This is a genomic window from Acidimicrobiales bacterium, from assembly GCA_016716005.1.
In the GTDB taxonomy this organism is placed as follows: Bacteria; Actinomycetota; Acidimicrobiia; order Acidimicrobiales; family JADJXE01; genus JADJXE01.
On sequence record JADJXE010000001.1, the window covers coordinates 20,548 to 41,368 of the forward strand.

The following is a 20,821-nucleotide window of genomic DNA, read 5'->3' on the forward strand; positions in this document are numbered from 1 at the left end:
GCGGAGTGGTGGGGTTCGCGTGGGTGCGTTCCCCGGTGGCTCAGCTTGCTGGGTCGAGCTCGGCGGGCTGAGCGGGGTCGATGTCGCGCGTCGGCGTGATGGCTGCCATGGAGCTCCGAGCCGGCGATGTAGATAGCAGATAACGCTAGCATCACATGCTATGGGAACCACCCGCACCACGTTCACGCTGGATGACTCCCTCGCCGAGCAAGCGCGCCGACTCGGTGTGAACGTCTCCGCGGCGGCCCGGGAGGGCGTCGCGGCCGCGGTCCGAGCGGCCCTGGCGCAGGCCGACCGGACCGCGTACCAGAACAAGCCGGAGAAGGTGGACGAGTTCTGGACCGAGGCCGAGACCTGGGGTGACGAGTGAATCGTGGCGAGGTGTGGCTCGCCGAGGTCGGCCGAAGGAGGCGCCCGGTGCTCGTCCTCACCCGCACCGAGGTGCTCGACGTCCGCTCACTCGTGACGGTCGCTGAGATCTCGACCTCGGCACGCGGGCTGGCTGCGGAGGTCGAGATCGACCATCGGGCGGTTGGACTCGACCGTGCGTCCGTCATCAACTGCGATGGGCTCCACACCGTCGCCCAATCGACGCTCACGACCCGAGTTGGCGACGTCGACGAGGCCACGTTGAGCCGGGTGTGCTCGGCGGTGAGCTACGCGATCGGCTGCTGACGGCCCAGCCGGCGTCCGGGGACGGTTGGGCGCTGCGCCGAGCCGGCGCCAGGAGGCGGGCGTTGTGACCACCGCAGATCAGTGGCACAGTCATGCCATGGCTCGCATACGGGTGAGCACGACCGTTGATGGCGGGCTCTTGGCCGCCGCCCGCCGGCTGACGCAGCCCCGGTCGGACGCTGCGTTGTTCGACGAAGCCCTCGACGCGCTCCTGGCTCGGCATCGACGTGCCGAGGTGGACCGCGCCTACGCCGCCTACGACGAGCATCCTCTCGACGAGCCCGACGAGTGGGGCGACCTCGCCTCGTTCCGGGCCGCTGCCGCCAAGTCGTGAACGACCATCCCCGTCGCGGCGAGCTGTGGTGGTGCGAGCTGCCCGAGATCAGCCGTCGGCCCGTCGTGGTGGTGAGCCGCGACGCAGCCATCCCTCGACTCGGACGGGCCATCATCGCCCCGTGCACCACGACCATCCGTGGCCTGCCCAGCGAAGTCGTGCTCGAGCCGGGCATGGACCCGATCCCGCGGTCGAGCGCTGTCAACCTCGACTCGCTCGAGAGCGTGTCGATCGGCGTGCTGGTCGACCGACTCGGTCGCCTCAGCGACGACCGGATGCGCGATGTCTGCGCCGCTCTGTCGGTTGCCGTCGACTGCGGCTGAGGGGGCGATCGGCGGGAGCGCCACCCGAATGCAACGACCCCGATGTGCGGGTGGGGGTTGGTCAGCCGCCGGCGGCGAAGGCGCCAGCCACGCCTCGTCGAGCCGGCAACGGGCACCTCGGGTAGGTCGCAGGAGCCGACATCGCAGGGGAACCTCCGCCCGCGATCACCCGGCGAGGTTGGAGTCCCGTGAGGTGGTGGGGATCGAGCGGACCGCGCTCGCGAGCCGCGCCACCACGACGTTGCGGAGGACGGACAGAGCGTCGTCGCGCGTGACGATCAGCACCCCACGGCGCTTGTCATCGGGTGTCTCGAGGAGCCAGATCTCGCCTCGAGCGATCACCACGATTCGGCCTCGGTGAGCGCGATCGCATTGGCCAGGGCCAGCTCGTCATCCTCGGTCGTCTGAGGCCTGGTGCGGTACGACTCCGCACTGGCTTGCCCGACGCGTTCGCGACGGACGGCGTCGTCGAGGCGTTCGACAGCCCGGCGGATCACGTCGGATCGATTCCGGCCGACGCCCTCGGCGACGAGGCGATCGATCGTGTCGGTCCCCCCGGCGGACGAGGCCACGATGCCGGCGATCATCCGGGCCGCGGCCACGGGCCCGAAGAAGCGGTCGTGGTGAGCGACGCCGGGCAGCAGCGGCTGCCACGCTTCGGGTGGGTCGCGGTCAGGGGCGCCGCCCCATCAGGTCGAGCAGCCGCTGCTGCAGCGGGGCGCCCTCGGGAACCGTTCCACTCGGACCGGTGCCGAACACGCCGATCGAGCCGATCACCGGCGCCATCGGCTCCGTGCTCCGCCAGACGTCCTCGACGAGCTCGGCGTCGAGGGTCTCGTCGGCGCCCAGCGCGCGTGCCAGGTCCCAGGCGTGCACCGCCAGGTCGCCAACCCGGAACCCGAGGAGCTGCGACCCCGGCGTGTCGAACATCGGGTGGTGGCACACCCGCTCCATGGCGCCCGGCTCGGCGAAGGCCGCCTCCTGGCGGGCGACGCTCTCACGTACTGCCGCTGCCGGCTCGTCGCCCAAGTGGTCGGCGGCCATCGTGGCGGTGGTCTCCTCGCGCGAGCCGCCGTGGAGCGCCAGCACGGTCATGCGGTTGCCGGCGTCGACGTGGCGGAGCAGGTCGCGCACCGTCCACCCCTCGCACGGCGTGGGACGGTCCCAGTCGGCCTCGGTGACCAGGTCGAGGCGTCGGAGCAGCTCGGCGCCGGCACGTCGGAGGCCGACGAGGGGTTCCATGAGCTCGGAGGCTAGACACCCCAGGGGTACGAGCGCCGCGATCGGTGTGCGAGTGGTCACGACCGGTTCGGGCCGCAGCGGGCGGGTGGTCCGACCTTCGCCGAGGATCAGCCGCCGGGCGGTCGGTAGGCCGGGGACCGCTTCGTGGCCGCGTCGATCTGCTCGGCGGTGAGCAGCTTCGTCGTGCGGACTGCGGCCTTGCCGGATGCGCTCACGGTCATCGCCAACGCGGCAGCGGCCTCATCGTCGGGCAGGTCGCACATGACGAAGGCGTCGTCGCCGCCAAAGGCGTAGTAGAAGCTCTCGACCGTCCCGCCGACGCTCTCGGCGAGCTGCTGGATGGCGCTGCGACGACCGGTTCCACCCTCGCTGAGAACGCCCTGGATGCCTTCGGGGGAGTAGTTCGCCACGAACAGGTACTTGGGCACGGTCGTCTCCGTCCTCCGGTGGCGCCGTTCGCAGCCGGATCACGCGACGCTACGCCTCATCGGCCGCGGATGCTCTGGGGGTTCGTGATCTTCGTCCCTGGCCGAGGTGGGACGAGGGGCGCACCGTGAGCTGGACCGGGGTGGCGGGCGAGGGGGTGCATGCCCCGCTGGGGGAGGAGGGGCGGGGGCCTCCGCCGGGCGAGACGTGCCGATTCCCTGGAGGACGAGCGCCTCGTGGCTCCGCTGCACGGTCTGCGCGCGCACGGTGGCCGGGCGGTTCGGGCGGTTCAGCCGCGCGGTTCGGCTGCGTCGTCGCCGTACAGGCGGGCGGTGGCGTGGACGCGGGCGGCGATGGAGATGGCAGGTACCGCTGCGTATCGTGGCCCCCAGGCCCCGCTGGAGGGTCCGAGCAGGAGGCACGGGCATGGCAGCAGTCGAGGTCGAGGGATCGGGGACCCCGGGCGACCCGTGGGTGCTGACGACCCCGCCCGGCAAGTCGGAGTTCGAGGCCTACCGCGATCCGGAGGGATCCCCTCCGGCCCTGGTGGTCCAGGTCGGCTCGACCGAGCTGCGCTACCACCTGCGCTGCGTCGAGGACCTGCACGCCATGCTCCAGCAGCGCGGCGACTGGGTGGCGCTCGGCAACGCGGACGAGCAGAAGCCCGCAGCGGACGACACGGTCGAGGCCTGGGGTCGCGACCCGGCCAACCCGGTGGGTGGCTGGTACGGCTTGAAGAAGGGCCTGCGCGGGCGGTTCGCCAGCTACGTGCCCCCCGTGCTCGAGGTGCTCGGCCTGGCCGAGGTCGAGCACAACGCCCGCAACAACCGGATGCGAGCCCTGTGAGCATCGGCTGTTCCCCGTGGGGCCGTTCTGCGTTCAGCTGTGTTCGCCGTAGCCGGTCACGTCCACGAAGAGGCGCGGGAGGAACTCGGCGAGGTTGAGCATCTCGGTGGCGCAGTGCTCGAGCATGGGTGGGCCAAGGAGGTCGGGGGTGCCGGCCGGGAAGAAGAAGCGGCTGCGCATCTCGGATCCGTAGTCGGTGCGGCGGACGGCGTGGACGAGATGGGCGAGGTGCTGGCCGGTGTCGCTGTCGTTGACCTCGGCGCAGACAGCGGTGCCGTGGCCGCTGGCCTCGAGAGCGTCGTAGGGGATGCCGAGGTCGGCGGGGTCGTGGAAGGAGATCGCGAGGCGGGTGAGGAGTGGGCCGACGTACTCGTCGACCCAGGACGTGTTGCCGACGTAGCGCTGCCGGTGGCTCAGGTCGGGCACGTCAGCGAGGTCGAAGCGGGCCTGGGCGTAGACGTGGGCCTGGGGGTGCCAGAGCTTGTAGCGATCGGTCTCGGTCGTGTGCCAGCCGAACCACCAGTCGATCATGGCGGGCGTCGTGCCGGGCCAGGGCGTCCAGACAGCGACGCACAGTTCGCCGTGGTCCGAGCGGGCGATGCCGGTCTCGACGGGTAGGTGGTCGGGCTCGAGGAGGTCGGTCAGCCGATCAGCGGTGAGGCCGGGCCCGGCTGGCGTCTCGCCGTCCTCCATGGCGGCGAGGTACCGCCTGGGGAGTGGCGGCAGGTCCCACCGGTAGTAGCGGGCATGGGGCGCGCTCGCCTCCTCGCGCCAGAGGCCCACGTGCGTCGTGCGGTGAGGGTCGAGGATGGTCTCGTGCGGCGTCGGGTCGAAGGTCATCGGACTGCTCCGAGGCTGATCGTCGGTGAGGTCCACGCCGAGCGTTGACCCCGTGGTGGTTGGGGTGGTTCGCGAGTGCAAGAGGTCGACGGGCTCGTTCTACGCCAGATCCGGCATCTGCAGGCCGACGGGTCGGGTTCCGCCCACGCCCCGGCTCGGGACAGGCGATGGCTCCGGCGGTCGGCGCCTTGACGAACCCGGGCTTCCGCCAGTAGCGAGGGACCCACGGTTCGCGCGGAGGGGGTTCGGGATGCCGACAGGGTCACGCTCGAGGAACGCGACCTGGCGTTGGGTGCTGGCCGTCCTGGCCGTGCTGGGGTTGGTGGCTGCGGCCTGCGGTGACGACGACGACGGCGGCGCGTCCGACACCACCGCTGGTGGCGCCGACACCACGACCGGTGGCGCCGACACCACGGTGGCCGGTGAGCCGGTGCCGGGCGGCCGGCTGGTGGTGGGCATCGAGGCCGACACGGACAGCCCGTGGACTCCGGCCCAGATGACCTGCCCGGTGTCGTGCCACATGGTGGCCCGCAGTGTGTACGACACCCTGATGCTGATCGGCGAGGACGGCGAGGCGGTGCCCAACCTGGCTGTGGCCGCCGAGCCCAGCGCCGACTACACGCAGTGGCGCATCACCGCCCGCGAGGGGGTCACGTTCCACGACGGCACGCCGTTCGACGGCGCGGCCGTCGCCGACAACCTCACCCGCCAGAAGAACAGCTTCCTGACCGGCAAGGTCCTGGCCGACGTGACCTCGATCGAGGTCGACCCGGCCGACCCCATGACCGTGGTGGTCACCATGGGCCGGCCCTGGGCGGAGTTCCCGATCGTGCTGGCCGCCCAGCCCGGCTACATCGCCTCGCCCACGTGGCTGGCCGCGGTGGACGCCGACCCGAGCCTGTCCAGCCAGCCGGTGGGCACCGGGCCGTTCGTGTTCGAGTCGTACCAGGTCGGTCAGGGCTTCACGGGCACCAAGAACCAGGACTACTGGCGCGAGGGCATGCCGTACCTGGACGAGATCGAGTTCCGGATCATCCCCGACGGGGAGACCCGCCAGAACGCGCTGCTGGCCGGCGACATCGACGTCATGCACACCGACAACGGCGGCGTGATCTCCCAGCTGCGCGAGCAGGCCGACGCCTTCCCGATGCCCGAGGTCGCCGACGGCGGCGAGACCGTGTACTGGCTCCTGAACGTGGGCGACGAGGCCTCGCCGCTGGCCGACCGCGACGTGCGCTGCGCCCTGGCCCAGGCCACCGACACCGCCGCCATCGGCACCGCGGTCAACGACGACGTGCCCGCGCTGGCCAACGGCCCGTTCGTCCCCGGCCGCGTCGGCTACCTGGAGGACACCGGCTACCCGATCTACGACCCGGAGGCGGCCAAGGCGGCGATCGAGGCGTGGGAGGCCGACAACGGGCCCCTCGAGATCGAGTACGCCACCACCAACGACAGCGTCAACCTGCTCATCGCCCAGCTGGTGCAGCAGATGTGGAACGACGCCGGGGTCGAGACGAGCATCGGGCAGATCGAGCAGGGCCAGTTCATCGTCACCGCCCTGCAGGGCGACTTCGAGGTGTTCCAGTGGCGCAACCACGGGGCGCCCGACCCCGATGGCGAGTACGTCTGGTGGCACTCGTCGAGCGCGCTGCCGGTCGGCGAGCTGGCCCTCAACTTCGGCCGCATCCGAGACGACGTGATCGACGAGAACCTCGACCTGATCCGCACCAGTCCCGACCCGGCCGTCCGCCAGGAGGCGGCCGAGGCGATCAACCGTCGCTTCGGCGAGCAGTGCTACAACCTCTGGGACAACTGGACCGTCTGGGCGCTGCCCCACGACCCGTCGGTGCAGGGCGTGCTCGCGATGACCTCCCCCGACGGCGTCCCCGTGATCGAGGGGCTCGCCAACACCTCCGGGTCGTTCTTCCCGCAGCCCCTCTGGATCGAGCAGTAGAGGCCACCGCGTTGGTCCGACGTGTCCTCCGACGACCCGCCGGTCCGCCACGTCGTGGAGGTGTGGCGTGACTCGTGAGCGAGCGGTCGTTGTCTCCAGGCTCTCCCCGGAACGTCGCCTTGTGCTCGGCTCCGTGCGGGCCGGTCGGCGTGCGGCACCGATGCACGGGTTGTTGACCGTCGACGTCACCACCGCCCGGTCACGACTGGCCGAGCTCGATCCGCCCGGTTCGTTCACCGCGTTGGTGCTGGCGGCCGTTGCTCGATCGGCGGCCGCCCACCCCGAGGTGCACGCGTACCGGGACTGGCGAGGACGACTCGTGTCGCCCACGTACGTGGACGCGACCGTCATGGTCGAGGTCGTCACCTCCCGCGGTCCGGTTGCGGTCGCGCACCTCGTCCGTGACGCAGACCGCCGCACGGTCGCGGAGCTGGGCAGCGAGCTCCACGCCGCCAGGCGCGACTCGAGCACGACGCGCCAGGCCCGGCCGCTCGAGCGGTGGCTGCCGCGGCTGGTGTCCGTGCCCGGCGTGATCCCCGGCCTGTACGTCGTGCTCGGCCGGTCTGCTCGCGGCAGGAGGCTGTCGGGCACGGTGCTCGTGACCGCCGTCGGCATGTTCGGGGGCGGCGCAGGGTTCGCCATCGCGCCGCCGGGCCTCCACTCACTGGCGGTCGTGGTGGGTGCGGTGAGCACCCGACCGTGGATGTGCGATGGCGTCGTGTGCCCCCGCGAGCTGCTCGACGTCACCGTGTCCGTCGACCACCGCGTGGTCGACGGCGCTCCTGCGGCCCGCTTCGGTGCGGACCTGCGCAGACTGCTCGAAGACGGACGCGTCCTCGACGAACCAGCCTGAGTCCCGGCGCTCCGGGACGGTGTCCCGTCGTTCGGCGACCGTGTGCCCGACTGGTCCTCCGAGATCGTCTGGCGGACATCGAGCGCCTCGACCTCCACGAGCCGGCTCCTCCGTGGAAGGTCGGTCCGAGGCAGGCGCGTGGGGAGATCGTGGGAGCCGACGGCGATGGCAATGGCGGCGTCGGCCAAGATGTGCGCATGAGCCGAACCGACGAGGTCACCCTGAGCACCGCGGCCGAGCCGATCGATCGCGAGGCGCTGCGGGCCAGGTACCGAGCGGAGCGCGACAAGCGCCTGCGCCCCGACGGCAACGACCAGTACGTCGAGCCGACCGGTCGGTTCGCCCACTTCCTCGACGACCCCTACACCGAGCCGGTCGAGCGCGAGGCGCGCTTCGACGAGGTGACGGTGGCGCTCATCGGGGGTGGCTTCGCCGGTCTCGTCACCGGCGCCCGCCTGAAGCAGGCCGGCATCGACGACGTCCGCATCATCGAGGGTGGCGGTGACGTGGGAGGTGCGTGGTACTGGAACCGCTACCCGGGGGCCATGTGCGACACGGCGGCGATGATCTACCTGCCGCTGCTCGAGGAGACCGGGCACATGCCCACGCAGAAGTACACCTTCGCCACCGAGATCTTCGGGCACGCCCGGCGGATCGCCACCCAGTTCGGGCTCTACGACAACGCCCTCTTCTCGACCGAGGTCACCGGCCTCGAGTGGGACGAGACGTCGTCTCGCTGGATCGTCCGCACCGACCGAGGCGACGAGATGCGGGCGAGGTTCGTCGCCATGGGCACCGGCCCGCTGCACCGGCCGAAGCTGCCCGGCATCCCTGGCATGCAGACGTTCGCCGGGCACAGCTTCCACACCAGCCGGTGGGACTACGAGTACACCGGCGGCGACCCGGCCGGCGCCCCGCTGGAGAAGCTGGCCGACAAGCGGGTCGGCATCATCGGCACCGGTGCCACGGCGGTGCAGTGCATCCCGCACCTGGCGCGGGACGCCGAGGAGCTCTACGTGTTCCAGCGCACGCCGTCGTCGATCGACGTCCGCAACAACCACCCGATCGACCCGGCGTGGTTCGCCACCCTCGAGCCGGGCTGGCAGCAGACGTGGCTGGAGAACTTCGCCATCCTGCAGACCGGTGGCTTCGCCGACGAGGACCTGGTCGAGGACGGCTGGACCGACATCGCCCAGCGGATCCGTGACCGGGTCATCGCCGAGATGGGGGAGTCGGACGGGAGCTTCGGTCCCGAGGCGATCCAGCGCGCCTACGAGGACAGCGACGACGAGAAGATGACCGAGATCCGGGCCCGCGTCGACGCCATCGTGGAGGACCCGGCGACGGCCGAGGCGCTGAAGCCGTGGTACCGCCAGCTCTGCAAGCGGCCGTGCTTCCACGACGAGTACCTCCAGGCCTACAACGAGCCCGGCACCCACCTGGTCGACACCGACGGGAAGGGTGTCGAGCGGATCGACGAGACCGGCGTGTGGGTCGCTGGGGTCCACTACGAGGTCGACTGCCTGGTCTTCGCGTCGGGCTTCGAGGTCGGCACCGACTACGCGCGGCGGGCCGGCTTCGAGACGGTGGGTCGGGGCGGGGTCACCCTCTCGGAGCGCTGGGCCGACGGCATGCAGAGCATGCACGGCATCCACGTGCACGGCTTCCCGAACCTGTTCGTCGTGGGGCTGAGCCAGGGCGCGAACCTCATCTCGAACATCACGCACAACCTCACCGAGGCCGGCACGACGATTGCGTCGGTCGTCGCACACGCGCTGGAGGTCGGCGCCGACGAGGTCGAGGTGACCGAGGCGGCCGAGCAGGCGTGGATCGGGCTCCTCGAGAGCAGCGGCCAGTCGTTCCTCGGCAACCCCGACTGCACGCCCGGCTACTACAACAACGAGGGCAAGCCCCTGGGCCGACGTGAGCGGCTCAACGCCAGTGGCTACCCCTTGGGGCCGGTCGCGTACTTCCACTACATCGACGGGTGGCGCAGGTCGGGCGACTTCGAGGGCCTCGAGTTCCGGGCCGACGGCGCAACAGCGGGCACCGCCGACTGACGTGCGTCGCCGCGCCGGCCACCGGGTCCGAGGCGCCCGCATCTCCCCGTCCCGCGAGGCTCGACGAACCCACGGTCCCGACCTGACGGCGGAGCACGCATGACCGACGACGACACGATCGGGGAGCGCGACCTGGCAGCCGGCGACTTCTCGTCGTGGATGATCGACGTGCAGGGCGCGATCCGCGGCGAACGGGGGTCGGAGGTGCCGTGCGACGGTTGCACCGCCTGCTGCACCTCGTCCCAGTTCATCCACATCGGACCCGAGGAGACCGGCACGCTGGCCCGCATACCAGTAGGGCTGCTGTTCTCCGCTCCCGGGCTGCCGCGCGGCCACGTCCTGCTCGGCTACGACAAGCGGGGGCACTGCCCGATACTGATCGACGATCGTTGCTCGATCTACGAGCACCGCCCCAGGACGTGTCGCACCTACGACTGTCGGGTCTTCCCGGCCGCCGGTCTCGACATCGACGACGACGACAAGGCCTTGATCGCCCGCCGGGCCCGGCGCTGGCAGTTCGGCTTCCCGACCCGGGCCGACCGCGACCGGCACGACGCCGTTCGAGCGGCCGCGACGTTCCTTCGCGACCGCAGCGACCTGCTACCGGACCGCACCGTTCCGACGAACACCACGCAGCTCGCCGTGCTGGCGATCGAGGTCCACGACGCCTTCCTCCGACGCGACGAGCAGACGGGCCGGACGACGGTCGTCGATGCGGATCCCGACGTGGTCAGAGCGGAGGTGGCGCGCCGCACCGCATCCCGGCCGGGCTGACCGTCGTGCGTGGCCCGCTTCGTGCACGACCACGATCCGTGTCGGCTGCCGCCCCGTGTCGCCGGCGACGCAGAACGAGGCCTACCCGCCCGACCCGTTCCCCTCCATCACGTTGCGCAGCACCTGCGCGGCGCCGAGCAGGCCGGCGCTCTCGTAGGGCACGACGATCTTCGCGTTGTCGCTCTCGGCGAACTTGGCGAGCGTGTCGAGCTGCAGGATCGACACGAGGGTCGGGTCGGGCTCCTGGTGCTTGATGGCGGCGTAGACCGTCTCGATGGCCTGGGCGCGGCCCTCGGCCTGGAGGATCTCGGCCTGCCGAGCGCCCTCGGCTCGGAGGATGGCCGCCTGGCGCTGGCCCTCGGCCGCCCGCACCACCGCCTGGGCGTCGCCCTCGGCCACGTTGATGGCGTACTGCTGCTGGCCCTCGGACTGCAGGATCCGGGCCCGCTTCTCCTGGTCGGCCTGCTTCTGCAGGGCCAGGGCCTGCAGGATCTGCGGCGGCGGCGCGATCTCCACGATCTCGATGCGGCTGATGCGGATGCCCCACTTGTCGGTGACGGCCTCCATCTGCTCCTGCACGTCGGTGTTGATGCGCTCGCGCTCGGACAGCGCCTCGTCGAGGGTCATCGTGCCGATGACCGACCGCAGCGCCGTGCGGGCCAGCGCGTCGATGGCGACGTCGAAGTTCTTCACGCTGAACAACGCCTGCCTGGCGTCGACGACCTGGGTGAAGATCGTGGCGTTCACGGTGACCACCACGTTGTCCTTGGTGATGACGTCCTGGCGGTCACCGGGCACCGGGATCTCACGCATGTCGACCCGGGTGAGCGAGTCGACGAACGGGGCGATGATCACGAGCCCCGGCTCATGCGTGCGGCGGTACTCGCCGAGCCGCTTCAGCACCCCGACCTGTCCCTGCTGCACGATGTTGACCATCTGCTGCAGGGCGAGGAGCAGCACCCCGACGATGACAACGGCGAGCACCAGCGCGACGGCGGTGCCGACGGACACGGCTGCGATCACGGCGATCCTCCCTCGCCGCCCGGGTCGGGCGGCGGTTGCAGCTCCTGGGGGTCGACGTAGCCGACGGAGCCGTCGGTCGGCCACACCGTCAAGGTCGTGCCTCGGACTGCGGTGACGAGCACGCGGGTGCCCGGCGGGACGGGGAGCGACGACCCGCTCACGGCCAGCCATCGCTCTCCGGCGAGGCGCACGTGGCCGGGTCGGGTCTCGTCGCCGACGAGGTCGAGGGTGATGACCTCCTCGCCGACCAGCGTGCCGTGGACGCCGCGACCGGGGCGGCTCTCGAGGTGGGTGTGCAACGAGCGGCTGACGTAGGGGCGGACGAGGAGGATGCCGAGCAGGGCGACGGCGACGGCCACGGCGACCTGCAGCGGGATGGCCGACGGCGCCACGCCGGCCACCGCGGCGGCGGCGAAGGCTCCGAGCGACCCGAAGAGGACGTAGAGCGCGAGGTGGTGCAGCTCGACGGCCAGCAGCACGATGCCCAGCGCCACCCAGAACATCACGATCACGGGCACCTCCTCCCGACAGCGACTCTACGGGTGCGGGTGCGGGTCCGCGCCGTCGCCGAGGGCTGTTGCGGTGCGGGCTCCGGGCCGGGTTCGTCGGGGCACGCGGGCCGAGGACCACTAGTCTTCGACTGTGCGACTCGAGGTTTCCCGCCGGGCCGACCTGGCGACCCGTGCGCTGCTGGTCCTGGGGCGTTCGGGGCGTCGCTCCAAGTCGCCCGAGCTGGCCCGGCGAGTGGGGACGACGCCGGGGTTCCTGTCGCAGGTGATGGCGCCGCTGGTGGCCCGGCGATGGGTGCGGTCCGACCCTGGTCCGACGGGCGGGTACGCGGCGGTGGTCGACCTCGACGCGGTGAGCGTGCTCGACGTGATCGAGGCCGTGGAGGGCCCGACCGACGCGGGGCGGTGCGTGCTCGAGGACCGGGCGTGCAGCGGTGCGGGGCCGTGCGCGCTGCACGTGCCGTGGTCCCGGGCGCGGGCGCAGCTCCTGGGGGAGCTGGCCGGTACGCCCCTCTCCTCGCTGGCGGCCGGGGAAGCGGACTGATGGAGGAGCTCGGCGTCGCCGGCTCGGACGAGCCCACGGATCGACACGAGTCCGCGCCGCCACGGCGTGGCGCCGTTCCCGACCGTCGCGGCGTGGTGCGCTCGGTGGCGGTGCCCACCGAGCACGGTGGGTGGGGCCTCACCCTCGAGCCGGCCGTGCTCGGCCTGTTGGTGGCCCCGAGCGGCGCGGGCTGGTGCCTGGCGGCCGCCGCGCTCGTCGCCTTCGTGGCCCGCACCCCGCTCAAGGTGGTGCTCGTCGACCGGTGGCGGCGACGACGCCTCGACCGGACCGTCGTCGCCGCCCGCGTCGCCGCCGTCGAGGTGGCTGGGCTCGTCGCCCTGGTCACGATCGCCGCGCTGCTCGCCACCGACCCGTTCTGGTGGCCCGCGCTCGTGGCCGCGCCCCTGGTCGTCGTCGAGCTGTGGTTCGACATGCGGTCACGGAGCCGGCGCCTGATCCCCGAGCTCGCCGGCGCAGTCGGGGTCTGCGCCGTGTCGGCCATGATCGTGCTCGCCGACGGCGCCGATTCCCGGCTGGCGATCGGGCTGTGGCTGATCCTGGCCGCCCGGGTCGTCACGTCCGTGCCGTTCGTCCGCGCCCAGATCGACCGCCTCCACCACCGACCCGGTTCGGCTCACCGGCTGCTCGCCACCGACCTGGCCGCCCTGGGCGTCGCGGCCGCTGCCGTGTGGATCGAACCGTCCGTCCTCGCCGGTGCGATCGCCGTCGGCGCCGTCGTGGTGTTCCAGCGGGTCACCGCCCGCGGCCCCGTCCCGCGTGCCGGCGTGATCGGCTCGCGCCAGATGGCGATCGGCTTCGGCGTCGCCGTCGTGACCGCGCTGGGTGTGCTCGCCCCGTGAACGAGCGGCCTCCGGCCGAGGTGCGCTCGACCGCCGGGGGGGCCGGGGCGGCTACTTCTCCCAGCCCTTGCGAGCCTGCTTCTGCGCAGCCTGCTTGGCGTTCTTCGCCGCTCGCTTCTCCTTGAGGGTTCGGCCGGGCTTCTTGGCCTCGGTCGAGGGTTTCGCCTTCTCTGCCATGGCCCCACGCTACGGCGTGGGCCGCGGCCCTGCTGCGACCGGGCGCGTGGCATCACCGGGCAGGTGCTCGACGTGCTGGTACCGTGACCTGGCCAGCACGTCGTCTGCCTCGTCGGTCGCCTTGACGCCTCGTCACGCCGGGGATGGGAAGCGGAGCAGCCCTCGTCGACGGCTGCTCCCGAGCCCGGAAGGTTGCCGGCATGTCCACTTCGTTGATGCTCGATGATTCGGCAGATGGTCGCTCGGGTGCGTCCGTGACGGCTGCGCCGATCGAGATCCGACGCAGCGTCCACCGGCTCCGCCCCGATCCTCGGCGTGTGATCGCGATGCTGTTCATCCCCGGGCAGGAGAGCCTGATCGACGGTGAGTCCCGGGCCGGATCGGTGATCGGCCGGATCCTCGCCCTGGACGACGATCAGACGGCGGCCACACTCGACGAGGTCGTGGCGCTCTTCGCCGGCCGGCACCACGACCTGGCGGCGATCCTGGCCGAGCACTTCGAGCTGGTCGCGCATCGGATCGAGCGTCCGACCGAGCTGTCACCCGCCCGGCAACAGCTGGTGGGCGCCTACTTCACGCAGGAGTACGCGGTCGAAGCGGCCGCCGTGTGCAATCCGTCGATCGTGGTCCACCCGGACCAGACGGGCCTACTGCGCGGCGAGACCCGCTTCGTGATGAGCCTGCGCGCCATCGGCGAGGGCCACCGCTCGTTGATCGAGTTCCGCACCGGCGTGGTCGACGCCGACGCCGACATCCGCCTCGACGAACCCGAAGCGCCCGTCCTCAGTGGGCGCCCGGGACAGGTCCGCCACAGCCGCGACCAGTTCCATCGGATCCTGAGCGCGATCCACGACCGCGGCTCGAGCGCGGCGTTCGTGCTCGATGCGCTCCCCGACCCCTTCAGCGACGACGAGCTCGATGCGGCGCTGCACGCGCTGCAGGAGCAGGTGATCACCCGCCCCGACGCCGCCGAGACGATCGAGCAGATCGAGAGGATCGCCGCATCCAACTACGAGGTGACCTTCCCCGCCCTCTCCTCGATCTCCCAGCGCGTCCTGGTGCCGAACGCCCCGGGCGAGAGCAACGGGATGGAGGACGCACGCTTCGTCCGCTTCGTCGACGACGACGGCACGAGCGTCTACTACGCGACCTACACCGCGTACGACGGCACGGACGTGGCGCCTCAGCTCCTGGCCACCGCCGACTTCCGCACCTTCAGGAGCACCCAGCTCACCGGACGAGCCGCGCGCAACAAGGGCATGGCCCTGTTCCCCCGGCGCATCGGCGGGCGCTACGTCGCCCTCTCACGGTGGGATCGGGACAGCAACGCCTTGGTCGTGTCCGACGACCTCACCGTCTGGGACGATCACGTCTCGCTGCCACGGTCGTGCGATCCCTGGAACCTCGTGCAGCTCGGGAACTGCGGATCGCCGCTCGAGTCACCCGCCGGCTGGATCCTGCTGACCCACGGTGTCGGCCCGATGCGCCGCTACGTCATCGGGGCCGAGCTGCTCGACCTCGACGACCCCACTCGCGTGATCGGCCGGCTGACCGAGCCGCTCATCGCCCCGACCGACGACGAACGCGACGGCTACGTCCCCAACGTCGTCTACTCCTGTGGCGCGATGCTGCACGGCGACAGCATCGTCCTGCCCTACGGCATCGGCGATGCGAGCATCGGCGTGGCCTCCGTCCCCCTCGACCAGCTCCTCGACCGACTGACGAAGAGCCCGCGACGGTCGTCAGGGGCGAGCGGGACCCGCCCCGCCCCGACCCGGGTCGGAGCCGAGGGCCGCTGACGCCCGAGCAGACCGACGGCGCCGCTCGGCGACCCCCGGCGGTCGGAGGACGGTCGGGTCCCGGCGATCAGGGCGTGGTCGTGAGGCAGGCGTCGACGAGGGTCTGGATGCCGACGGTGCCGGTGCAGACGACGGTGTCGGCGCCACCCCAGTAGAGGCGCAGGTTCGTGCCGTCGGGCTCGGTGATCGCGGCGCTGCAGAACACGACGTTGGGGACGTAGCCGGTCCGTTCCCACGGGTCGGTGGGTTCGAGGATCCAGCCGTCGGCCACGCCGACGACCGTCTCGGGCTCGTCGAGGTCGTGGAGGGCGACCCCGAGGCGGTAGACGTGGCCGCTCATGGTGGGGTAGGCGCCGTGGAAGACGTGCAGCCAGCCGGCATGGGTGCGCAGCGGTGGGGCGCCGGGGCCGACCTTGGCGCTGGTCCAGTGGTAGGTCGTCGGGGTGTGGACCCGGGTGGAGCGGCCCCAGTGGATGAGGTCGGGGGAGCGCGACACCCAGATCGACCACGGGGTGAGCTCGGTGTGGGGGCGGTCGAAGCGGACGTAGTCGCCGCCGATGCGTTCGGGGAACAGCACCGTGTTGCGATGGTCGGCCTGGGTGATGAACCCCATCCGCTCGACGCTCACGAGGTCGGCGCTGCGGGCCAGTCCGATGCGGACGCCGTGGCGGCTGTAGGCGGAGTACGTGAGGTACCAGTGCTCGTCGATGCGGGTGAGGCGGGGGTCCTCGACGCCGTACTCCTCGTAGGCGGCGAACGGCTCGTGGTCGCTGGGGGCCAGCCAGGGCTCGGGTCGGACCGTGAAGTGCACGCCGTCGGTGCTGTCGGCGGCGCCGAGGATGCTGCGGCCGTTGGCCCGGTGGGAGCGGAACACCAGCACGACCCGTCCGTCGTCGAGGCGGGCCGCGGCCGGGTTGTGGACCGTGGCGACCGGGTAGGGGACGTCGTCGGCGGTGAGGATCGGGTTGTGGGGGCTGCGGACGACCAGGTCGGTGGTTCGGCTCACCGGGGGGTCCCCGTGGCCCCGCCGAGGATCGCCTGGTAGAGGCGGAGGTAGTCGCCGGCCATGCGCTGGGCGGAGAAGCGCTGCTCGGCGTCGGCGCGGCAGGCGGCACGGTCGACGGTGCCGATCCGGGCGAGGGCGTCGACCGCAGTGGGGATGTCGTGGGCGAGGAAGCCGTTGTGCCCGGGTCGGATGAGCTCGGCCATGGCGCCCCGCTGGTAGGCGACGACCGGGGTGCCGCAGGCGAACGCCTCGACGACGCTGAGCCCGAACGGTTCGTCGAACGCGACCGGGTGCAGGAGGGCGGTGGCGGCGCCGAGCACGGCGGCCCGGTCCGCGCCTCCGACGGGGCCGAGGTAGGTGGTGTCGGTGCCGAGGCGGGGTTCGACCTCGTGGTGGAAGTAGTCGTGGTCGTGGATGATCCCGGCGATGCGCAGCGGGCGACCGGCGGCGCGAGCCAGGTCGATCGCGGTGTGGGTGCCCTTGTCGGGGTGGATGCGCCCGAAGAACAGCAGGTGCCCGTCGGGGTCGGCCTCGGGCCGGTAGGGGAACTGCGCGAGGTCGATGCCGTGATGGATCGTCGCGTCGTAGTGCAGGTCGGGGTGACGGTCGGAGTCGCTGATGGCGACGTAGTGGACGTGGCCGTCGTAGCGGCGGTACGCGGGCAGGATCGCCGGGCTGGAGAACCCGTGGATCGTCGTGACCACGGGGGTGGGCACGAGGCGCGACCAGGCGAGGGGCAGGAAGTCGAAGTGGTTGTGGATCAGATCGAGCTCGCCGGCGGCGGCGTGCTCGAAGCACGTGGCGATGTGCAGCGCTTCGTAGACCTTGACGTCGTAGCTGTCGTCCGTCTCGTAGCCGTGCGCGACCACGCTGACGAGGTCGGCGCCGGTGGCCGAGTCCCCGGTGGCGAACAGGGTGACGTCCACGCCTCGCTCGACGAGTGCGTCGGTGAGCGTGGCGACGACCTGCTCCCAGGGGCCGTAGTCGCGCGGCGGGGTCCGCCACGCGATCGGCGCGAGCATGCCGATCCGCACGGTCAGCGCCCCGTTCCCCGATGTGCCGGGGCCCACCGGGAGGACCCCCCGGAGGGGGCCATCGAGGTCCGGGAGCACCGTCGGGACGATCCGGTCGACATGGTGGGTCCCTCCAGCGGGTGACGTGGCCGACGACCACCATGGTCACACGTCTGGGGTCGGTTCCGGATCGGCGGCCGCGGTGCCGGTGTGCCTCCCGGGCGCTCGCCGGCTCCCCGCCCCGGACGGCGCGGGACGTTCGACCCTGGCCCAGCGCCCGGCGAGGGCCGACGATCGCATCCAGCGACCTGCGAGGAGGGGACCGATGGTCGAGTGGAGCGATCCGTACCTGCGCCCGACAGACGCCTTCATCTGGTACCTGGAGCGCGACCCGCGGCTCCGCTGGACGATCAGCGCGGTGTTCCTGCTCGACCGGGCCCCCGACTTCGGTGAGGTGGTCGACCGCTTCGAGCACGCCGGTCGCCTCGACCCCCGTTTCCGCAGCCGGCTGGCCGAACCCCCGTTCCGCCTCGGGCCGCCCCGCTGGGTGGCCGACGAGTCGTTCGACCTCCACTACCACGTCCGTCACGTGACGGCCCCTCCGCCGGGCCGCCTGGAGGACGTGCTGGAGCTGGCCTGCGCCACCGCCATGGGGGGCCTCGACCACACCCGGCCGCTGTGGCAGGCCACCCTCGTCGAGGGCCTGGGCGACGGGCGGGCCGCGCTGGCCGTGAAGCTCAACCACGCCCTCACCGACGGGATCGGCGGCCTCCAGGTGGCCGCGCACATCTTCGACCTCGAACGCGACGCCGACCACGCGGGCGAGCACGACGACGTGCCGCCGACCGATCACGTCGACGGGCTCTCGATCGTCGGCCAGGCCGTGGGGCACGATGCCCTGACCGCCCGAGCGGTCGCAGCCCGCCTGGCGCGAGCCGTGCCGTCGACCATCGTCGACCTGCTGCGGAACCCGGCCGACACCGTGCGCTCGGCCCTGCGGACCACGGGGTCGGTCCTCAGCACGATCCGCCCGATCGCCGACACGAAGTCGCCGGTGATGACGGCCCGCAGCATGTCGTGGCGCTACGCGGTGATCGACGTGCCGGCCGCCCCCCTGTACGAGGCCGGCCACGCCGCCGGCGGCTCGCTGAACGACTCGTTCATGGCGGGTGTCACCGGTGGGCTGCGGCGCTACCACGAGCGCCACGGCGCCGTGCCCGAGCAGCTGCGGGTGAGCCTGCCGATCAGCGTCCGCGGGCCCGACGACCCACCGGGTGGCAACCGCGTGATCATCATCCGGTACGAGGTGCCGGTGGCCGAGGCCGATCCAGCCGAGCGGATCCGCCGGCTGCACCAGGCCACGACCGAGGCTCGCGACGAGCCGGCCGTGCCCCTGGCCGAGGCCATCTTCGGCTCGCTCAACCCCTTCACCCCGTGGGTGGTGGCCCCCATGGCCCTCCACGTGGACTTCGTGGCCAGCAACGTGCCCGGCTACCGACACCCGGTGTACCTGGCCGGCGCCGAGGTGCTCCGCACGTACCCGTTCGGGCCGACCGGCGGGACCGCGGTGAACGTGACCCTGATGTCCTACCGGGACACCTGCGGCGTCGGCGTCACCATGGACACCATGGCCATCCCCGACGGCGACGCCTTCCTCGCCTGTCTGGCCGAGGGCTTCGACGAGGTGCTCGACCTGGCCGGCGAGCATCCGCCGGCCGTGGTCGGCGGGATGCGGGCCGCCCTCGGCTGATCGGGCCGGTGGCGGCCTACCAGTACTCCTCGAAGTGGATGTTGCCGCGCTGGTTGCGGTGATCGAGGGTGAACCCACGCGCCGAGAGCAGCTCGACGACGCCGGTGACCTCGGGGTACGTGGTCACCCCGTCGACCTCCTCGGGGAGCCCGATCATGGCCGGGTTGCCGCAGAGGAACACGTGGGTGCGCTCCGGGTCCAGCTCCACGTCGAACTCGGCGGTGAAGACGTCGTTGCGGACGAGGTCCTGGATGTACCGCTTGGGCACGTCGGGCTCGCGTGTCGGCATCGGGAGGTAGTGGTAGTTGGCGTGGTGGCGCTCGAGGGTGCGGTGCTTGTCGAGGTACCCCAGGTCGATCCACTTGCGAACCGACACGGCCGACACGATGGGGCCCCGATGGCCCTTCCGGAGGAGCTCGACGGCCATGGCGTTGTGGGGCGCCTCCCCGGTGCCGGTGGACAGGAGGAGCACGGTGGACTCGGGGTCGGTGACCGGCGCGAGGGTGTAGCGGCCCGCCACCTTCGGCCCGAGGTAGATGCGGTCACCGGGTCGCTTCATGGCGAGCCGCGGGGTGAGGCCCGGCACGTTGTCGTCGGTCGGGGGCACCAGCACGATGTAGAACTCGAGCTCCTCCCCCTCGGGTCCGACGAGGTACCCGTGGTCGTCGAACATCCGGCTGGAGATGGAGTAGGAGCGGCGCACCAGCTTGTCCCACCGCTCGTCCAGGTCGGGATCCTCGGCGTCGTCGACGCGCTCCTCCCAGTAGCCGAGGCCCAGCGACGCGTACTGGCCGGGCAGGTGGGAGATCCCCCCGCGGTCCGGCTTCACGCGCAGGACCCACAGGTCGGAGTGGGTGGGCTCGAAGTACGTGATCGTCGCGTTGTAGTGCTCGGCCCGGAGATCGTCGATCACCGAGGTGAACCGGCGGCGCACGCGTGACGAGGGGGCGGGCGGTGCGAGCTCGAGCTCGGGGAAGGCGGTGGCCACCTCGAACCCGATCCTCCAGCCCGGCGCCGCCGGCACGTCGGGAGGGGTCTCGTCGGCCTCGCCGACGAACCAGACCCTCCCCGAGGCCAGCGCCCCGGCCGTCACCCCGACGTCGGCGGGGCGCAGCGCGGTGCGGCCGGAGGCGAACACCACGTGGTCGAACTGCAGGTCGGGCGTGCGCCGGTCGGCGAAGAAGGCCATGGGGTAGCCGTCGACCACGGCGATCTCGTCGGGGAGCGACCGGTGGAGCACCGTCGCCCGCCGCTCGCGCTCCAGGCGTCGCAGCCAGTGCTCGCCCGCCGGTGACAGCTTGGTCGGGTCCATGCCGCCGGCCGCGAGGACGACGCCGGCCCCTGCGGTCGCCAGTGCCGACGTGAGCTCCACCGCGTGGTCGGTGAAGCCGATCACCAGGACGTCCTCGTCGGCGGCCGCCTCGGGGAGCCGGTCGACCAGGATGCGGTCGCTCGCCGCGGCGCGGATCGGAGGCGCCCACCCGGTCGCCTCGGCGCGCTGGGCGATCACGCATGCTCGCGTGCGGTACTCGTGCTTGTTGGTCGTCACCACGACGACCGGCTCGGCGCCCGGTTCGGAGGGCGCGGCCACGTCGACGGCCGTGGTCGTCTCGCCGTAGCCCACGTCGAGCTGCTCCTGGCCCACCAGGTCGGGGAACACCACGGCCGAGGTCGGCTCGATGATCCTCACCCGCTGCAGGCCGGAGCGTTGCGAGGAGACCGCGAGGGACAGGCCGGCGGCGTTGCCGCCGACGATCACGAGGTCGTACCCGATGTCGCTCACGGGGCTCACCCTAGGGGATGCCCTCCCCGG

General features: G+C 71.9%; 23 protein-coding genes. 13 read left to right on the plus strand and 10 right to left on the minus strand.

The features are described from left to right. The first annotated feature begins 160 nt into the window (after positions 1-160). The 4 genes from IPM45_00125 to IPM45_00140 all read left to right on the plus strand — a co-directional run bounded on the left by IPM45_00125 (position 161) and on the right by IPM45_00140 (position 1,332). Positions 161-370, plus strand: coding sequence for a type II toxin-antitoxin system CcdA family antitoxin (locus IPM45_00125; GenBank protein ID MBK9177971.1), 210 nt, complete (start codon positions 161-163; stop codon positions 368-370). A gap of 11 nt (positions 371-381) precedes the next feature. Further along, entirely contained in the window at positions 382-675 is a 294-nt protein-coding gene (locus IPM45_00130; GenBank protein MBK9177972.1) for a type II toxin-antitoxin system PemK/MazF family toxin, read from the plus strand. A gap of 97 nt (positions 676-772) precedes the next feature. Beyond that, positions 773-1,009, plus strand: coding sequence for a DUF2191 domain-containing protein (locus tag IPM45_00135; GenBank protein MBK9177973.1), 237 nt, complete (start codon positions 773-775; stop codon positions 1,007-1,009). Continuing rightward, positions 1,006-1,332, plus strand: a complete 327-nt coding sequence (locus IPM45_00140; protein ID MBK9177974.1) for a type II toxin-antitoxin system PemK/MazF family toxin — start codon at positions 1,006-1,008, stop codon at positions 1,330-1,332. The genes IPM45_00135 and IPM45_00140 overlap by 4 nt, the downstream gene beginning before the upstream one ends. 165 nt (positions 1,333-1,497) lie before the next feature. Here the strand turns inward: IPM45_00140 and IPM45_00145 are convergent, their stop codons facing one another. The 4 genes from IPM45_00145 to IPM45_00160 all read right to left on the minus strand — a co-directional run bounded on the left by IPM45_00145 (position 1,498) and on the right by IPM45_00160 (position 3,002). Then, positions 1,498-1,677: a hypothetical protein gene (locus IPM45_00145; GenBank protein MBK9177975.1), complete on the minus strand. Its 180-nt coding sequence runs from the start codon at positions 1,675-1,677 to the stop codon at positions 1,498-1,500. Next, positions 1,671-1,919, minus strand: coding sequence for a hypothetical protein (locus IPM45_00150; GenBank protein ID MBK9177976.1), 249 nt, complete (start codon positions 1,917-1,919; stop codon positions 1,671-1,673). The genes IPM45_00145 and IPM45_00150 overlap by 7 nt, the downstream gene beginning before the upstream one ends. Positions 1,920-2,004: 85 nt before the next feature. Then, on the minus strand, positions 2,005-2,574 hold the full coding sequence (locus IPM45_00155; GenBank protein ID MBK9177977.1) for a TIGR03086 family protein: 570 nt from the start codon (positions 2,572-2,574) through the stop codon (positions 2,005-2,007). 107 nt (positions 2,575-2,681) lie between these two features. Continuing rightward, the gene (locus IPM45_00160; GenBank protein MBK9177978.1) at positions 2,682-3,002 is read right to left on the minus strand and encodes a GYD domain-containing protein; all 321 of its coding nucleotides are present in this window, start codon (positions 3,000-3,002) and stop codon (positions 2,682-2,684) included. A gap of 424 nt (positions 3,003-3,426) precedes the next feature. Here IPM45_00160 and IPM45_00165 point away from each other — a divergent pair, with 424 nt between their 5' ends. Next, positions 3,427-3,846 carry a hypothetical protein gene (locus tag IPM45_00165; GenBank protein MBK9177979.1) on the plus strand — a complete coding sequence of 140 codons (420 nt, stop codon included), beginning with the start codon at positions 3,427-3,429 and terminating at the stop codon, positions 3,844-3,846. 33 nt (positions 3,847-3,879) lie between these two features. Here the strand turns inward: IPM45_00165 and IPM45_00170 are convergent, their stop codons facing one another. Then, positions 3,880-4,686, minus strand: a complete 807-nt coding sequence (locus tag IPM45_00170; GenBank protein ID MBK9177980.1) for a hypothetical protein — start codon at positions 4,684-4,686, stop codon at positions 3,880-3,882. 250 nt (positions 4,687-4,936) lie between these two features. Between IPM45_00170 and IPM45_00175 the strand changes: the two genes are divergently transcribed. The 4 genes from IPM45_00175 (at position 4,937) to IPM45_00190 (ending at position 10,327) form a co-directional block, all read left to right on the plus strand. Beyond that, positions 4,937-6,640: a hypothetical protein gene (locus IPM45_00175; GenBank protein ID MBK9177981.1), complete on the plus strand. Its 1,704-nt coding sequence runs from the start codon at positions 4,937-4,939 to the stop codon at positions 6,638-6,640. A gap of 160 nt (positions 6,641-6,800) precedes the next feature. Next, a complete protein-coding gene (locus IPM45_00180; protein MBK9177982.1) occupies positions 6,801-7,493 on the plus strand; it encodes a 2-oxo acid dehydrogenase subunit E2 in 693 nt (230 codons plus the stop codon). 197 nt (positions 7,494-7,690) lie between these two features. Next, positions 7,691-9,553 (plus strand): NAD(P)/FAD-dependent oxidoreductase, encoded by a 1,863-nt coding sequence (locus tag IPM45_00185; GenBank protein ID MBK9177983.1) that lies wholly within the window; start codon positions 7,691-7,693, stop codon positions 9,551-9,553. 99 nt (positions 9,554-9,652) lie between these two features. Next, complete coding sequence (locus IPM45_00190; GenBank protein MBK9177984.1) at positions 9,653-10,327, plus strand: YkgJ family cysteine cluster protein; 675 nt, start codon at positions 9,653-9,655, stop codon at positions 10,325-10,327. Between the two features lie 81 nt (positions 10,328-10,408). Here the strand turns inward: IPM45_00190 and IPM45_00195 are convergent, their stop codons facing one another. Continuing rightward, the gene (locus IPM45_00195; protein ID MBK9177985.1) at positions 10,409-11,350 is read right to left on the minus strand and encodes an SPFH/Band 7/PHB domain protein; all 942 of its coding nucleotides are present in this window, start codon (positions 11,348-11,350) and stop codon (positions 10,409-10,411) included. Continuing rightward, a complete protein-coding gene (locus IPM45_00200; GenBank protein ID MBK9177986.1) occupies positions 11,347-11,862 on the minus strand; it encodes an NfeD family protein in 516 nt (171 codons plus the stop codon). Before IPM45_00200 ends, IPM45_00195 begins: the two co-directional genes overlap by 4 nt. Before the next feature lie 130 nt (positions 11,863-11,992). On the opposite strand from IPM45_00200, the gene IPM45_00205 reads away from it, so the two are divergent. The 3 genes from IPM45_00205 to IPM45_00215 all read left to right on the plus strand — a co-directional run bounded on the left by IPM45_00205 (position 11,993) and on the right by IPM45_00215 (position 15,239). Beyond that, positions 11,993-12,403 carry an Rrf2 family transcriptional regulator gene (locus IPM45_00205; protein MBK9177987.1) on the plus strand — a complete coding sequence of 137 codons (411 nt, stop codon included), beginning with the start codon at positions 11,993-11,995 and terminating at the stop codon, positions 12,401-12,403. Between the two features lie 92 nt (positions 12,404-12,495). Further along, on the plus strand, positions 12,496-13,263 hold the full coding sequence (locus tag IPM45_00210) for a YwiC-like family protein (protein ID MBK9177988.1): 768 nt from the start codon (positions 12,496-12,498) through the stop codon (positions 13,261-13,263). Positions 13,264-13,655: 392 nt separating this feature from the next. Next, positions 13,656-15,239 (plus strand): glycoside hydrolase family 130 protein, encoded by a 1,584-nt coding sequence (locus IPM45_00215; protein ID MBK9177989.1) that lies wholly within the window; start codon positions 13,656-13,658, stop codon positions 15,237-15,239. Positions 15,240-15,306: 67 nt separating this feature from the next. Here the strand turns inward: IPM45_00215 and IPM45_00220 are convergent, their stop codons facing one another. Both IPM45_00220 and IPM45_00225 read right to left on the minus strand, forming a co-directional pair. Continuing rightward, the gene (locus IPM45_00220; GenBank protein MBK9177990.1) at positions 15,307-16,245 is read right to left on the minus strand and encodes a glycoside hydrolase family 130 protein; all 939 of its coding nucleotides are present in this window, start codon (positions 16,243-16,245) and stop codon (positions 15,307-15,309) included. Next, entirely contained in the window at positions 16,242-17,279 is a 1,038-nt protein-coding gene (locus IPM45_00225; protein MBK9177991.1) for a glycosyltransferase family 4 protein, read from the minus strand. The genes IPM45_00220 and IPM45_00225 overlap by 4 nt, the downstream gene beginning before the upstream one ends. Before the next feature lie 304 nt (positions 17,280-17,583). Between IPM45_00225 and IPM45_00230 the strand changes: the two genes are divergently transcribed. Beyond that, positions 17,584-19,008 carry a DUF1298 domain-containing protein gene (locus IPM45_00230; protein MBK9177992.1) on the plus strand — a complete coding sequence of 475 codons (1,425 nt, stop codon included), beginning with the start codon at positions 17,584-17,586 and terminating at the stop codon, positions 19,006-19,008. Positions 19,009-19,024: 16 nt separating this feature from the next. Here the strand turns inward: IPM45_00230 and IPM45_00235 are convergent, their stop codons facing one another. Next, positions 19,025-20,791: a hypothetical protein gene (locus IPM45_00235; GenBank protein ID MBK9177993.1), complete on the minus strand. Its 1,767-nt coding sequence runs from the start codon at positions 20,789-20,791 to the stop codon at positions 19,025-19,027. Positions 20,792-20,821: the final 30 nt, after the last annotated feature.